Genomic DNA, 14,558 nt, shown 5'->3' with positions numbered 1-14,558 from the left:
GCCCGCATCCGACGGAACTCGGCAGACGAAACGCGGCAGACGAAACGCGGCAGACGAAACGCGGCACTCGGCGTCAGCCCACCGCAGCGGTCACGCCCCCCACCCCGCCTGCTCCCCGCCCACCCGCTCCTCGACGATCTTCGACGCCCACCCGGACCGGCGGTACGCCTGCAGCGGTTCGGGGTCCAGCCCCATCTCCTCGCGCACCTCGCGCAGCAGCGGCCGCACATCCGTGTTGTACGCGTCCATCACGACCGCGTTGGCCTCCAGCACGTCCCCGGCCCGCTGGGCGGCGCCCAGCGCGTCCCCGTCGACCAGCAGCGCCTTGGCGGTGGCCTCCTGCACGTTCATCACCGAGCGGATGATCGCCGGGATCTTCGCCTCGATGTTGTGGCACTGGTCGAGCATGAACGCGACCTCGGGGGTGAAGCCGCCGCCGCGCACGACCTCGTACATGATCCGGAACAGCTGGAACGGGTCCGCGGAGCCGACCATCAGGTCGTCGTCCGCGTAGAAGCGGGAGTTGAAGTCGAACGCGCCGAGCTTCCCCTCGCGCAGCAGCGTCGCCACGATGAACTCGATGTTGGTCCCCGGCGCGTGGTGCCCGGTGTCGACCACGACCTGCGCCTTGGGCCCGAGCTTCAGACAGTGGGCGTAGGCGGTGCCCCAGTCCGGCACGTCCGTCGTGTAGAAGGCCGGCTCGAAGAACTTGTACTCCAGCAGCATCCGCTGGTCGTCGCCGAGCCGCCCGTACACCTCGGCGAGGGCCTCGGCCAGCCGGTCCTGACGTGCGCGGATGTCGTCCTGGCCGGGATAGTTCGTCCCGTCCGCGAACCACAGCTTCAGGTCCCGGGACCCGGTCGCGTCCATGATGTCGACGCACTCCAGCAGATGGCCGACGGCCTTGCGGCGCACCGCCGCGTCCGGGTGGCAGACGCTGCCCAGCTTGTAGTCGTCGTCCTGGAAGGTGTTGGAGTTGATCGCGCCCAGCCGCACGCCACGCTCCTCGGCGTGCTTGGCGAGCGCCGCATAGTCCTCGACCTTGTCCCAGGGGATGTGCAGCGCAACCGTCGGGGCCACGCCGGTGAACTCGTGGACCTTCCCGGCGTCGTCCAGCTTCTCCCAGGGATCGCGCGGAACACCCTTTTGGGCGAACACCTTGAAGCGCGTTCCGGAGTTTCCGTACGCCCACGACGGCGTCTCGACGGCCTGGGTCTTGAGGGCGGCCTTCACCGCGGCGAGCTCGGTCACGTCAGGGCTCCTACCGGCTTCGATGTCTGAAACGATTCAGTACCGGAAACTATGAGCGGCTCGCCGGACTGTCAACCCCTGGGCCCCACACCGTTCTCCGTGACCCTGTTGTGACCCCTTCTATCGAAAGAATTTCGACCGGAACCCATTGACGTGACATGCGTGGGGTGCCTAACGTCCCGGCAACCTAGTTGAAACCTTTCACGACGGAGTGGGGCAGCTTCTCCGCCAGCCACCTGCCGTCGTCGAGGAGCCTCCATGACCCACCGGTCCGACACGGGTCCGGCCCCCGTTCTCGCGCTCAAGGGCGTTTCCAAGTCCTTCGGCGCCGTACGCGCCCTGCGGGACGTGTCCCTCGAACTGTTCCCGGGCGAGGTGCACGCACTCGCCGGGGAGAACGGCGCGGGCAAGTCGACCCTGATCAAGAGCCTCGCCGGGGTGCACCGACCGGACTCCGGTCAGGTGCTCCTCGACGGCGAGCCCACGGTCTTCCACGGCCCGGCCGACGCCCGGGACGCGGGCATCGCCGTGATCTACCAGGAGCCCACGCTCTTCCCCGACCTTTCGATCGCCGAGAACATCTTCATGGGCCGCCAGCCGCGGCGCGCCCTCGGCCGCATCGACCACAAGGCCACCCACGCGGCGACCCTCGCCCTGATGCAGCGGCTCGGTGTCGAACTCGACCCCGACCGCCCGGCACGCGGCCTGTCCATCGCCGACCAGCAGATCGTGGAGATCGCCAAGGCGCTGTCCTTCGACGCCCGCGTCCTGATCATGGACGAGCCCACGGCCGCCCTCACCGGCAGCGAGGTGGCCCGCCTCTTCGGAGTCGTCCGCACCCTGCGCGAGCAGGGATCGGCCGTCCTGTTCATCTCGCACCGCCTGGAGGAGATCTTCCAGATCTGCCAACGGGTCACCACCCTGCGCGACGGCGCCTGGATCTCCAGCGAACCGATCGAGGGCATGACCGAGGACGACCTGGTCCGCCGCATGGTCGGCCGCGACCTGGAGGAGCTGTACCCCAAGCAGGAGGTCGCGCCGGGCGAGGTCGCGCTGAGCGTGCGGCGGCTGACCCGCGAGGGCGTCTTCACCGACGTCTCCTTCGAGGTCCGCCGCGGCGAGATCGTCGGACTGGCCGGCCTCGTCGGCGCCGGCCGCACCGAGGTCGCGCGGGCCGTCTTCGGCATCGACCGCTGGGACGCCGGCGAGGTCGACCTCGCCGGCAAGGCGCTCACCAACGGCGCCCCCTCCACCGCGATGGCCGCCGGACTCGCCCTCGTCCCCGAGGACCGCCGCGCCCAGGGCCTGGTGATGGACATGTCCATCGAGCGCAACATCGGCCTCACCGGACTGCGTACGGCCGTGAAGGCCGGGCTCGTCGACCGCGGCGCCGAACGCAGCCGCGCCCTCGACTGGGCCGTCAAGCTCCAGGTGAAGTACGCCCGGATCGCCGACACCGTCAACACGCTGTCCGGCGGCAACCAGCAGAAGGTCGTCCTCGCCAAGTGGCTCGCCACCGGGCCGAAGGTGCTGATCGTCGACGAGCCCACCCGCGGCATCGACGTCGGTACGAAGGCCGAGGTGCACCGCCTGCTCAGCCAGCTCGCCGCCGACGGCGTGGCCGTGCTGATGATCTCCTCCGACCTGCCCGAGATCCTCGGCATGGCCGACCGCGTGCTCGTGATGCACGAGGGCCGGCTCACCGCCGAGATCCCTCGCTCCGAAGCCACCGAGGAAACCGTGATGGCCGCAGCCACCGGGAGGGCCGCCGCATGACGGTGACCACCCCCGAGAAAACCCCCGTCGCCGAGGTGCCCCGGTCCAGCGGCACCCGGCTGGTGGACCGCGTCTTCAAGATGCGCGAACTCGCCATCCTCGTCGTCTTCCTGGTGATGATCGTCGTCACCCAGCTGGGCAACAGCGAGTTCCTGACCGAGCAGGGCATCAAGGACCTCCTGCTCAACGCGACCATCCTGGTGCTGGTCGCCGTCGGCCAGTCGCTGGTCGTCATCACCCGCAACGTCGACCTGTCGGTCGGCTCCACCCTCGGCATCAGCGCCTTCGCCGCCGGCAGCTACCTCCAGAGCGGCGGGAACGCGGTCGTGGCCGTCGCGCTGGCGGTCCTGATGGGCATCGGCTTCGGTCTGCTGAACGGCCTGCTCGTCAGCCTCGGCCAGGTGCCCGCCCTCGTCGTCACCCTCGGCACGCTCTACATCATCCGGGGCATCGACTCCATCTGGGTCGGCTCCCGCCAGATCGTCGCCTCCGGTCTCCCGGACGGATTCGTCGACTTCGGCTCGGGCGGCATCTCCGCGATCCCCTACCTGGCCCTGATCGCGGTGGCCGTCCTGGTGGCGACGGCGTACTACATGAAGCACTTCGGCAGCGGCCGCGAGCTGTACGCCCTCGGCTCCAACCCGGAGGCCGCCCGCCTCGCCGGCATCCCGGTGCGCAAGCGGATCCTCGTCGCGTACACCTTCTGCGGCGCCCTCGCCGGCCTCGCCGGAGCGCTCTACCTGGCCCGCTTCGGCAACGTCGACTCCAGCACCGGCAACGGCTACGAACTCACCGTCGTCAGCGCGGTCGTGGTCGGCGGCGTCGTCTTCACCGGCGGCTCCGGCAGCGTCTACGGCGCCGCCCTCGGCGCCCTGCTGCTGACCTCCATCAACAGCGTGCTCCCCGCCCTCGGCGTCAGCTCGGTGTGGGTCCTGGCCATCAACGGCGTCCTGCTCATCCTCGCCATCGCGGTGGACCGTGTGGTCGCGCTGCGGGTGGCTGCCGCCCTGAAGAAGAGGAACGCCCGCCATGGCTGAGTCATCCCTCTCGCGCGCGATCCGCTGGGACACCGTAGTCGGCGCCACCCTGATCGTCGTGCTCCTGCTGTCCTTCTCCACCGTCGACGGCTTCGGCAACGCGCTCAACCTGTCCTTCCTCATCGGCAACACCCTGCCGATCGCGCTGGTCGCCCTCCCGATGACCCTCCTGGTGGTCTCCGGCGAGATCGACCTGTCGGTCGCCTCCACCGCCGGACTGTCCGGCGCGGTGATGGGCGCCCTGTGGAACCAGGGCCTGACCATCGAGGCGATCATCCCGATCTGCCTGCTCCTCGGCGTCGTCTGCGGACTGATCAACGGCCTGCTGGTGACCCGGCTCGGCCTCTCCTCCCTCGCCGTCACCATCGGTACGCTCGCCGCCTACCGGGGCATCGCGCAGATCGTGCTCGGCTCCGACGCGGTCACCGACTTCCCCACGCAGTACCTGGACTTCGCCGCCGGCCGGATCGGCGACAGCTTCGTCCCCCAGGCGTTCATCCCCTTCCTGGTGCTGCTCGTCATCGCCGTGATCGCCCTGCACGCCACCCCGTTCGGGCGCTCCCTGTTCGCGATCGGCGCCAGTGAGGAGGCCGCGCGTTTCACCGGCATCCGCGTCAAGCGCCAGAAGCTGATCCTCTTCACGGTGACCGGCCTCATGGCCTCCCTCACCGGCATCTTCTGGGCGCTGCACTACGCCAGCGCCCGCTACGACAACGCCACCGGACTCGAACTCTCCGTCATCGCGGCCGTGCTGCTCGGCGGCATCGACTTCGACGGCGGCAAGGGAACGCTCGGCGGCGCGATCGCCGGTGTGTTCCTGCTCGGCACCCTGCAGAACGTGATGAGCCTGCAGGACGTCTCGGCGCAGTCGCAGATCGTCGTCACGGGCGTCCTGCTCGTCCTGTCCGTGCTCGGCCCCCGGGTGGCGAAGCAGATCGCCCTCGCCCGGGCCGGGCGACCATCCGGGCCCGATCCCGTCGCGAAGACCGGTTGACGACCGGTCACCCACCAGCCGCCGGCCGTCCGGGCCGGCCAGCGCCCCCGCGGCGGACGCCGCACACCCGTACCACCCCGTGTCCCTCTCCGGGGCACGACACCACTCCTCCTCGAAAAGGAACCCTCGCCATGCGCAGAGCAACCCTTCGTCGCTCCTGTGCGGCTCTCGCCGCCGTCACCTCCTTCGCGCTCGCCGTCACCGCCTGCGGTGGCACCACCAAGAGCGACGTCAAGGACGACTCCGCCTCCGCGGCGGCCACCGGCAAGGCCGACCCGAACGCCGCGCTGAAGAAGGGTCTGACCGTCGGCTTCCTGCCGAAGCAGGTCAACAACCCGTACTTCACCTCCGCCGACAAGGGCGGCGAGGCGGCCCTGAAGGAGCTGGGCTCCAGCTACAAGGAGGTCGGCCCCTCCAGCGCCACGGACACCTCCGGCCAGGTGAACTACGTCAACACGCTCACCCAGCAGCAGGTCGACGCCATGGCCGTCTCCGCGCAGGACCCGGGCGCGCTGTGCACCGCGCTCAAGCAGGCCATGAGCAACGACATCAAGGTCGTCACCTACGACTCCGACACCAAGCCGGAGTGCCGCAACGCCTTCGTCTCGCAGGCCAGCGCGGAGGACCTGGGCCGCACCGAGGTCCAGCTCCTCGCCGAGCAGATCGGCTACAAGGGCGAGATCGCGATCCTGTCCGCCGCGCAGACGGCGACGAACCAGAACACCTGGATCGACTTCATGAAGGACGAGCTCAAGGACCCCAAGTACAAGGACGTCAAGCTCGTCAAGGTCGCCTACGGCGACGACGACGCCCAGAAGTCCTTCCAGCAGACCCAGGGCCTGCTGCAGGAGTATCCGAACCTGAAGGGGATCATCTCCCCGACCACGGTCGGCATCAAGGCCGCCGCCCAGTACCTGTCGGGCTCCAAGTACAAGGGCAAGGTCAAGCTGACCGGCCTCGGCACCCCCAACGACATGCGCAAGTACGTCAAGGACGGCACGGTCGAGGGCTTCGAGCTGTGGGACCCGGCGAAGCTCGGCGAGCTGGCCGCCCGTACCGCGGTGGCGCTGGTCTCCGGCCAGATCACCGGCAAGGAGGGCGAGACCTTCACCGCCGGTGACATGGGCGAGTACACCATCGGCAAGGACGGCGTGATCAGCCTCGGCAAGCCGACCGTCTTCACCAAGGACAACATCGACAAGTTCAACTTCTGATCCCGGGGCCCCGGTCCCAGCCACCCCCCTCACCCCAGGAGCGGTTCTCATGCAGCGCGTCTGCTTCCTCCTCAAGGTCCGCCAGGACCGGATCGACGAGTACCGCGAGCGGCACGCCGCCGTGTGGCCGGAGATGCTCCAGGCTCTCTCGGCCACCGGCTGGCACAACTACTCCCTCTTCCTGCGCGACGACGGCCTCCTCGTCGGCTACCTGGAGACCGAGGACTTCCCGGCGGCCCTCGCCGGCATGGAGGCCGCCGAGGTCAACGCCCGCTGGCAGCAGGAGATGGCGCCGTTCTTCGAGTCCCTCGACGGCGCCCGGCCCGACGAGGCCATGAAGCCCCTCACCGAGGTGTTCCACCTCGCCTGACCCCCACACCACAGCACCTCCCCCTCCCCATTTCGCTCGACAACGGAGTCCCCCGAGATGAAGAGACGCACGCTGCTCGGCGCCGCCCTCGCCGGTGCCGTGGTGACCCCCGCCCTCGGCGCCGCGACCGCCCGCGCCGCCGACCCCGGCCCGTCCGTCCGCCAGACCGGCAACACCCTCCTCGACGGCCAGGCGATCTACTTCGTCTCCTACGACGGCCTGGTCAACAACAACGCGTTCCAGAAGAACGCCCTGCTCACCTACAAGAGCCACCAGTACGCCGTCTGGTACACCGCCGACCGCAACGCCGTCGTCGGCCGCCGCGTCCTCGGCTCCTCCACCTGGTCCACCGTCAAGGTCGGCCACACCCTGCGCTACAACGACTCCCACAACGTCATCTCCATGGGCGTCTCCAAGGTCGACGGCCGTCTCCACCTCAACATGGACTCCCACAGCGACGGCTTCACCTACGTCAAGTCCGTCGCCGGCCTCCTGGACGACCCGGCCGGACTGAGCTGGACCACGAGCCGCTTCGGCGCCCCGCAGTCCACCCTCGACGGGCTGGCGCTCACCTCGCAGTTCACCTACCCGCAGTTCGTCTCCATGCCCGACGGCAAACTCCAGCTGAGCTACCGCGCGGGCATCTCCGGCAACGGCCGCAACGCCCTCGCCGAGTACAACGGCACCTCCTGGACGAACCTCGGCGAGTGGACGTCCTCCACCGGCACGTACACCAGCGAGCACGGCTCCTCCACGGCCCGCAACATGTACCTGCACGGCATCGACTACGACCGCAACGGGCGCCTGCACGCCCTGTTCACCTGGCGCGAGCAGAACGGCGCCGTGATGTGCAACGGCGGCGGCATCACCAACCACGACACCGGCTACGTCTACTCCGACGACCGCGGCCGCACCTGGCGCAACAACGCGGGCACCGTCGTCGGCACCACCGGCGGCTCCGACAAGGTCGCCGTCACCGACGCGGGACTCGTCGTCGACGCGCTCAACCCGGACCACTCCCTGATGAACCAGGAGAGCCAGTGGACCGACTCCGCGGGCCGGCCGCACGCCATCATCAGCTACGTCCCCGGCCGCTTCGGCCAGTGCACGACGAACTACGTCGCCGACCGCACGGCAGGCGGCCGGGCCTTCCTCGTCCGCAAGAGCGCCTCCGGTCCCTGGACGAAGACCGAGATACCGGTGCCCCTGAACTCCAGCCAGCGCACCAAGCTGGTGATGGACAAGTACAACAACGCCTACGCGCTGTTCCCCTTCGGCCGGATCGCCGGTGCCTCGGCGGCCTCCGGCCACACCGACTGGACGATCCTGTACGACGGCTCCGGCCTCAACGCCTTCGGCGAGGTCGTGTTCGACGAGAGCCGGATCGCCCAGGACAATGTGCTGTCCGTGATGTACCAGGTGAAGTCGAGCGGGACGACCCCGTCGGCGCTCCGCGTCGTCGACTTCGCCCTGCCCGCCTGACCCCGTACAAGGGCGACATTCCCGTGTTCCGCCGGGCCGTTCCCGGTGTGACGGCGACGGTAATGTGAACGTATGCCCGCCGCTCCGTACCTTTCTGGAGGTCCCCGTCCGATGTCGCAGCCGGTGGGTATCAAGGACGTCGCCGCAGCCGCCGGAGTCTCCGTCGGCACGGTCTCCAACGTCATCAACCGGCCCGACTCGGTGGCCTCCGGCACCCGGGCCCGGGTGCTGGCCGCCATCGACCGCCTCGGCTACGTCCGCAGCGAGTCGGCGCGCCAGCTGCGGGCCGGGCGGAGCAGGATCATGGGGCTGCTCGTGCTCGACATGGGCAACCCCTTCTTCGTCGACGTCGCGCGCGGTGCCGAGCGGGCCGCGCGCGACGCCGGACTCGGCGTGATGGTCTGCAACAGCGCGCAGAGCGCGGGCGAGGAGTCCGAGTACCTCTCGCTCTTCGCCGAGCAGCGGGTGCGCGGCGTCCTGCTCACCCCCGCCGACGCGACCGGGCGCAACATCGCCGCGTTCCGCCGCCACGGCATCCCCTTCGTCCTCGTCGACCGGGTCGCCGAGGGCACCACCGAGTGCTCGGTCTCCGTCGACGACGTCGCGGGCGGCACCCTGGCCGTGCGGCACCTGATCGACGCCGGGCACCGTTCCCTCGCGTACGTCAGCGGACCGGCGGGCTTCAACCAGGTCCGGGACCGGCGTACCGGCGCCCTCAACGCGCTGCGCGAGGCGGGGCTCGGCGCCGACGCCCTGCGGGAGCTGCCCACCGAGCGTCTCGACGTGGCCGCCGGCCGGGACGCGGGGGCCCGCCTGCTGGGCCTCGTCGACCGCCCCACCGCCGTCTTCTGCGCCAACGACCTGCTCGCGCTCGGCGTGCTCCAGGCCATGTACGCGGCCGGTGTCAGCGTCCCCGACGACCTCGCGATCGTCGGCTACGACGACATCGAGTTCGCCGCCGCGGCCGCCGTCCCCCTCACCTCCGTACGGCAGCCCGCGGTCACCATGGGCGCGCTGGCGGCCGAACTCCTGCTGGAGGAGACCGAGGCCGAGACGGCGCTCGTGCGGCACGAGCACCGAAGAGTCGTCCTCCAGCCGGAACTGGTGGTGCGGCGCTCCAGCCTCTCGGCGCGCTGACCGGTCGTTCAGGACAGGTCCCGGGACTTTCTTGATCCACGGGGTCGGCCCGGCGGAGAATCTGTGCTGGACTGGACCACGGCCTGGAATTCGTCCGCTCAGGGAGCCCCGTTGTCCGTCAGCTACCGGCAGCCCGGTGTCGTCCTCACCGACCGCCGCTTCACCGTCCCCCTCGACCACGACCGCCCGGCGGGGGAGCGGATCGAACTCTTCGCGCGCGAGGTCGTCGCGAGCGACCGGGCGACCGCCGAACTGCCCTGGCTGGTCTATCTGCAGGGCGGCCCCGGCTTCGGCGCCAACCGCTTCGTCGGCCGCGAGGCATGGCTCGGCCGGGCCCTGGAGGACTACCGGGTCCTGCTGCTCGACCAGCGCGGTACGGGGGCCTCCACCCCCGCCAACCGCCAGACCCTCCCGCTGCGCGGCGGCCCCGCCGAACAGGCCGATTACCTCGCCCACTTCCGCGCCGACTCCATCGTCCGCGACTGCGAGGCCATCCGCCCCGAGGTCACCGGCGGCGCCCCCTGGACCGTCCTCGGCCAGAGCTTCGGCGGCTTCTGCGCGGTCACCTATCTCTCCCAGGCGCCCGAGGGACTGAGCACCGTCGTCATCACGGGCGGACTGCCCTCCCTCGACGCGACCGCCGACGACGTCTACCGGGCCGCCTTCCCGCGCATCGAACGCAAGGTCGCCGCGCACTACGCCCGCTACCCGCAGGACGTCGAGCGGGCCCGGCGGATCGCCGAGCACCTGCTCCGGCACGACACCGTCCTCCCGAACGGCTACCGCCTCACCGTCGAGGCGTTCCAGTCCCTCGGCATCCTCCTCGGCCGCGGCGACGGCAGCCACCGGCTGCACTTCCTGCTGGAGGACGCCTTCGTCCGCATCCCCGCGGGGCACACCCTCTCCGACGCCTTCCAGGAGGAGGTCCAGGGCCTGCTGTCGTACGCGGGCCATCCGCTGTACGCGCTCCTGCACGAGGCGTGCTACGGCCAGGACCCCGGTCCCACGAACTGGGCGGCGGAGCGGGTGCGCGGGCGGCTCCCGCAGTTCGACGCCGGCAAGACGCTGACGGGCGACGGCCCGCTGCTCTTCACGGGCGAGTCGGTGCACCCCTGGATGTTCGAGAACGACCCCGCCCTGCGCCCGCTGGGCGAGACGGCGCGGAGCCTGGCCGAGGACCGGGGCTGGTCGCCCCTCTACGACCCGGAGCGCCTGGCCCGCAACGAGGTCCCGGTCGCCGCCGCCGTCTACCACGACGACATGTACGTCGACACGGACCACTCCCTGCGGACCGCCCGTGCCGTCCGGGGACTGCGCACCTGGGTCACCGACGAGTTCGAGCACGACGGCGTACGCGCCGGCGGGCCGCGGGTACTGGACCGGTTGCTGGCCCTGGCCCGTGACGAGGTGTGAACACCACGGCTACCGTGCGTTCATGACGGATCCGCAGAAGGACCAGCCCGAGCAGCTCGCACCCATGCCCGACGACTGGCGGCGCGCCCTCGCCGTCGTGGCCCACCCGGACGACCTGGAGTACGGCTGTTCGGCGGCGATCGCCGCGTGGACCGACGAGGGCCGCGAGGTCTCCTACGTCCTCGCGACCCGCGGCGAGGCCGGCATCGACACCCTGGAGCCCGCCCGGTGCGGCCCGCTGCGGGAGCGGGAACAGCGCGCGAGCGCGGCCGTCGTCGGCGTGACACGCGTGGAGTTCCTCGACCACGAGGACGGCGTCGTCGCGTACGGGCCCGCCCTGCGCCGGGACATCGCGGCGGCCATCCGCCGCCACCGTCCCGAGCTGGTCCTCACCCTCAACCACCGCGACACCTGGGGCGGGGTCGCCTGGAACACCCCCGACCACGTGGCGGTGGGCCGTGCCACGCTGGACGCCGCCGGGGACGCCGGGAACCGCTGGATCTTCCCCGAACTCGTCGAGCAGGGCCTGGAGCCCTGGGACGGCGTGCGCTGGGTCGCCGTCGCCGGTTCCGTCAGCCCCACCCACGCGGTGGACGCCACCCCCGGGCTCGACCGGGCCGTGGCGTCCCTCCTGGAACACCGCACCTACCTCGAAGTCCTCACGAAGGAGGACCCCGAGACGTACGTCCGCGAGTTCCTCACGGGCCACGCCCGGGCCATGGGGGAGCGGTTCGGCGGCCGTCCGGCCGTGGCCTTCGAGGTGTTCCCCCGCTGAGGGGCCGGGCCGGCGGGCCGCCCGGCGAGCCGTCGTTAGGGTGAGCCGTATGGAACAAGGATCCGCCGACGCCGTGGGCCGGTACGAACTGCACGACCTGCGTGCGGACTGCGGCAGCTGCTTCGGCCTGTGCTGTGTCGCCCTGCCCTTCGCCGCCTCGGCGGACTTCGCCGTCGACAAGCCCGCGGGCAGGGCGTGCGGCAACCTCGGGGACGACTTCCGGTGCGGCATCCACACCCGGCTGCGGGCCGAGGGCTTCGGCGGCTGCACGGTCTACGACTGCTTCGGCGCCGGACAGCGGGTCTCGCAGGTCACCTTCGGGGGCGTGAGCTGGCGTACGGGCGGCCCCGAGCACGCCCGGCGGATGTTCGACGTCTTCCCGGTCGTACGCCAGCTGCACGAACTGCTCCGGTACCTGGCCGAGGCGCTGACGCTCCCCGCCGCCCGCCCGGTGCACGCCGACCTGCGCCGGATGCGCGCGGAGACCGAGCGGCTGGCCGGGGGAACGCCCGAGGAACTGGGCGAGCTGGATGTCGCCGCGCACCGGCGGCGCGTCAACGAGCTGCTGCTCCGGGTCAGCGGCCTGATGCGCGCGGGCGCCGGACGCAAGAAGAACCGGCGCGGCGCCGACCTCATGGGCGCCCGTCTCAGGGGCGCCGACCTGCGCGGGGCGGATCTGCGCGGCGCCTACCTGATCGCGGCGGACCTCACCGGCGCCGACCTGCGCGGCGCCGATCTGATCGGCGCCGACCTGCGGGACGCCGACCTCACCGACGCGGACCTGACCGGCGCCTTCTTCCTGACCCAGCCCCAGCTCCAGGCGGCACGCGGCAGTGCCGGGACCCGGCTCCCGGCGTCACTCACCCGCCCCGGTCACTGGACGGACTGACGGCGGCGCACCCGCAGCCGCAGCCCGTCCGGCATCAGCGTCAGCCGCTCCACCACCTTCAGCCGGTACCCCGGCTCCGGGGTCAGCTCGTACCGGCGCAGCAGCAGCCCCAGCACCAGCGTCGCCTCGTGGAGCGCGAACTGGCGGCCGATGCAGGCCCGCGCCCCTGTGCCGAACGGCTTGAAGGTGTGCGGTGCCCGGCCGCGTACGGCCGCCGCGTCGAAGCGGTCCGGGTCGAACCGCTCCGCGTCCGTGCCCCAGACCTCCGGGTCCCGGTGCAGCATCGACGTCAGCACCAGCGCCCAGGCGCCCCGCCGCATCGGGTGGACCCCGCCCAGCACGGTGTCCTCGCGGGCCTCGCGCGAGAAGGCGGGCGCGGTCGGCCAGAGCCGCAGCGCCTCGTCCAGCACCCGGCGCACGTACCGCAGCTTGGCGACCTGCTCGTAGCCGGGCCGCGCCGCGTCGCCCCACACCCGGTCCACCTCGGCGCGGGCGCGGGCGGCCAGGTCCGGGTACCGGGCGAGGTAGTGCAGGGCGAAGGACAGGGCGCCGGAGGTGGTCTCGTGCCCGGCGACCAGGAAGGTGATGACCTGGCGCCGGACGTTCTCGGCGGACAGCCGCTCGCCGGTCTCCGGGTGCGCGGTCTCCAGCATCCGGTCGAGCAGGTCGCCGTCACCGGCGCCCCGGCCCCCGCCCGGGGAGCGCCGGTCCCGCACCACCGCGTCGACCGTCTCGACGAGGAACGCCATGTCCGCCCGGTTCTGCCGGGCCGCGCCCCGCAGCAGCACCGGGACCAGCGGGTCGGGAACGACGTTGCGCCGCTGCGCGTAGGTCAGGGTGCCGACCATGGCGGCGACGAACGGGTGCGGGCGGGTGCGCTCGAAGGAGCCGAAGTCGTGGCCGAAGCCGGTGCGCGCGATCGTCTCCAGGGTCAGCTTGGTCATGTCGCCGGGCACGTCCACGGGGGAGCCCGCCGTCTCCTCCCGGTCCCAGTGCTCGATCAGCCGTTCGGCGACGTCGAGCATCATCGGGTGGTAGCCGGCCATCGCCTCCCGGCCGAAGCCCGGGGCGAGGACGTCGTGCGCCAGCTGCCAGTTCGGCTCGTGGTTGTACGCGGTGAAGAGACCGTCCCCGGCCACCGGCCGCAGATTGGCGACCCCCACGCCCACGTGCTTGGCGAACCGGGACTCGTCCGCCATATCGGCCGCGAGCCCGGCGCCCCCGACGAACACGATCTCCTTGCCGAACGCCTTCCGCCGGAAGATCGGGCCGAGGCGCTGCCCGAGCCGGGTCGACTCCTGGACCGGTGTGCGCACATTGGTGCCGAGCACGTCGCCGAGGAGGGGGATCCGGTACGGCGGGTGGGGTATCCGATGGAGTTCGGGCCAGCCCAGTTCGGCGCTGCGGAAGCCGCTGATCGCCGTGGCCGCTGTCGTCGCCGTCATGACCACATCTCCCTCGCGCGCACGGCGTGCCCGGGGGCCGTCGCGGCTGTTGTACTCGGGTTCAATAGTGGGCCCAGTCTCGTCCCGGTGTTGAATCCACGTCAAGTAAGGTGACGGTCATGGCAGCCAGGCAGGGAGAGCGCCCGCGTCGCCGGCTCAGTACCGAGGAGCGGCGGGAGCAGCTGCTGGCGGTCGGTGCCCGGCTCTTCTCGGAGAGCCCGTACGACGACGTGTGGATCGAGCAGGTGGCCGAGATCGCCGGTGTCTCCCGCGGTCTGCTCTACCACTACTTCCCGAACAAGCGGGACTTCTTCGCGGCCGTCGTGGAGCGCGAGAGCGAGCGGATGCTGCGGATCATGACGCCCGCCCCGGGCCGGTCGGCCCGTGAGCGGCTCACAGGCGGGCTCGACGCCTTCCTCGCGTACGTCGAGGAGCACGCCCACGGCTTCCGGGCCTTCCACCGGGCCGACGCCACCGGGGACCAGGCCGTGCGCAGGGTCTACCAGCGGGCGCTTGCGGTGCAGGAGGCGCAGATCCTGGCGGCGCTGGCCTCGGACGCCGAGTTCCGGGCCGCCCTCGACGGGCGGCCGGAGATGCGGCTCGCCGTGCGCGGGTGGCTGTCGTTCACCACGGCCGTCTGCCTGGAGTGGCTGAGGGGTGCGGAGCTGTCCCGCGAGCAGGTGCGGGACCTGTGCGCGCGGGCGCTGTTCGGCGTGCTCACGCCCTGAACCGGGTCCTGCGGCCGGGTTCCCGGGTGCGCGGGCGGAGTGAAGAG

General features: G+C 71.3%; 13 protein-coding genes. 11 read left to right on the top strand and 2 right to left on the bottom strand.

Features of this window, described 5'->3' with window-relative positions; all coding sequences use genetic code 11:
• Window positions 1-90: 90 nt before the first annotated feature.
• Complete coding sequence (gene rhaI / locus PYR72_RS09695) at window positions 91-1,251, bottom strand: L-rhamnose isomerase (RefSeq protein ID WP_275454925.1); 1,161 nt, start codon at window positions 1,249-1,251, stop codon at window positions 91-93.
• A gap of 258 nt (window positions 1,252-1,509) precedes the next feature.
• Between rhaI and PYR72_RS09690 the strand changes: the two genes are divergently transcribed.
• From PYR72_RS09690 to PYR72_RS09645, 10 genes are all read left to right on the top strand, one after another.
• The gene (locus PYR72_RS09690; RefSeq protein WP_275454924.1) at window positions 1,510-3,027 is read left to right on the top strand and encodes a sugar ABC transporter ATP-binding protein; all 1,518 of its coding nucleotides are present in this window, start codon (window positions 1,510-1,512) and stop codon (window positions 3,025-3,027) included.
• Entirely contained in the window at window positions 3,024-4,064 is a 1,041-nt protein-coding gene (locus tag PYR72_RS09685) for an ABC transporter permease (protein WP_275454923.1), read from the top strand. Before PYR72_RS09690 ends, PYR72_RS09685 begins: the two co-directional genes overlap by 4 nt.
• Window positions 4,057-5,058 (top strand): ABC transporter permease, encoded by a 1,002-nt coding sequence (locus PYR72_RS09680; RefSeq protein WP_275454922.1) that lies wholly within the window; start codon window positions 4,057-4,059, stop codon window positions 5,056-5,058. Before PYR72_RS09685 ends, PYR72_RS09680 begins: the two co-directional genes overlap by 8 nt.
• A 131-nt stretch (window positions 5,059-5,189) precedes the next feature.
• Window positions 5,190-6,272 (top strand): rhamnose ABC transporter substrate-binding protein, encoded by a 1,083-nt coding sequence (gene rhaS, locus PYR72_RS09675; RefSeq protein ID WP_275454921.1) that lies wholly within the window; start codon window positions 5,190-5,192, stop codon window positions 6,270-6,272.
• Between the two features lie 49 nt (window positions 6,273-6,321).
• On the top strand, window positions 6,322-6,642 hold the full coding sequence (locus tag PYR72_RS09670; protein WP_275454920.1) for an L-rhamnose mutarotase: 321 nt from the start codon (window positions 6,322-6,324) through the stop codon (window positions 6,640-6,642).
• A 57-nt stretch (window positions 6,643-6,699) separates the two neighbouring features.
• Window positions 6,700-8,124 (top strand): BNR repeat-containing protein, encoded by a 1,425-nt coding sequence (locus PYR72_RS09665; RefSeq protein ID WP_275454919.1) that lies wholly within the window; start codon window positions 6,700-6,702, stop codon window positions 8,122-8,124.
• A gap of 111 nt (window positions 8,125-8,235) precedes the next feature.
• The gene (locus PYR72_RS09660; protein WP_059078472.1) at window positions 8,236-9,261 is read left to right on the top strand and encodes a LacI family DNA-binding transcriptional regulator; all 1,026 of its coding nucleotides are present in this window, start codon (window positions 8,236-8,238) and stop codon (window positions 9,259-9,261) included.
• Between the two features lie 111 nt (window positions 9,262-9,372).
• Window positions 9,373-10,674 carry an alpha/beta fold hydrolase gene (locus PYR72_RS09655; RefSeq protein ID WP_275454918.1) on the top strand — a complete coding sequence of 434 codons (1,302 nt, stop codon included), beginning with the start codon at window positions 9,373-9,375 and terminating at the stop codon, window positions 10,672-10,674.
• A gap of 22 nt (window positions 10,675-10,696) precedes the next feature.
• Entirely contained in the window at window positions 10,697-11,449 is a 753-nt protein-coding gene (locus tag PYR72_RS09650; protein WP_275454917.1) for a PIG-L deacetylase family protein, read from the top strand.
• Window positions 11,450-11,498: 49 nt separating this feature from the next.
• A complete protein-coding gene (locus PYR72_RS09645; protein WP_275454916.1) occupies window positions 11,499-12,338 on the top strand; it encodes a pentapeptide repeat-containing protein in 840 nt (279 codons plus the stop codon).
• Here the strand turns inward: PYR72_RS09645 and PYR72_RS09640 are convergent.
• Window positions 12,323-13,783 (bottom strand): cytochrome P450, encoded by a 1,461-nt coding sequence (locus PYR72_RS09640; protein ID WP_275454915.1) that lies wholly within the window; start codon window positions 13,781-13,783, stop codon window positions 12,323-12,325. The genes PYR72_RS09645 and PYR72_RS09640 overlap by 16 nt on opposite strands.
• A gap of 119 nt (window positions 13,784-13,902) precedes the next feature.
• Here PYR72_RS09640 and PYR72_RS09635 point away from each other — a divergent pair, with 119 nt between their 5' ends.
• Window positions 13,903-14,511, top strand: a complete 609-nt coding sequence (locus tag PYR72_RS09635) for a TetR/AcrR family transcriptional regulator (RefSeq protein ID WP_275454914.1) — start codon at window positions 13,903-13,905, stop codon at window positions 14,509-14,511.
• Window positions 14,512-14,558 lie beyond the last annotated feature (47 nt).

The organism is Streptomyces sp. VNUA24, assembly GCF_029167005.1.
In the GTDB taxonomy this organism is placed as follows: domain Bacteria; phylum Actinomycetota; class Actinomycetes; order Streptomycetales; family Streptomycetaceae; genus Streptomyces; species Streptomyces scabiei.
This window is presented reverse-complemented; position numbering and strand designations above follow the sequence as displayed.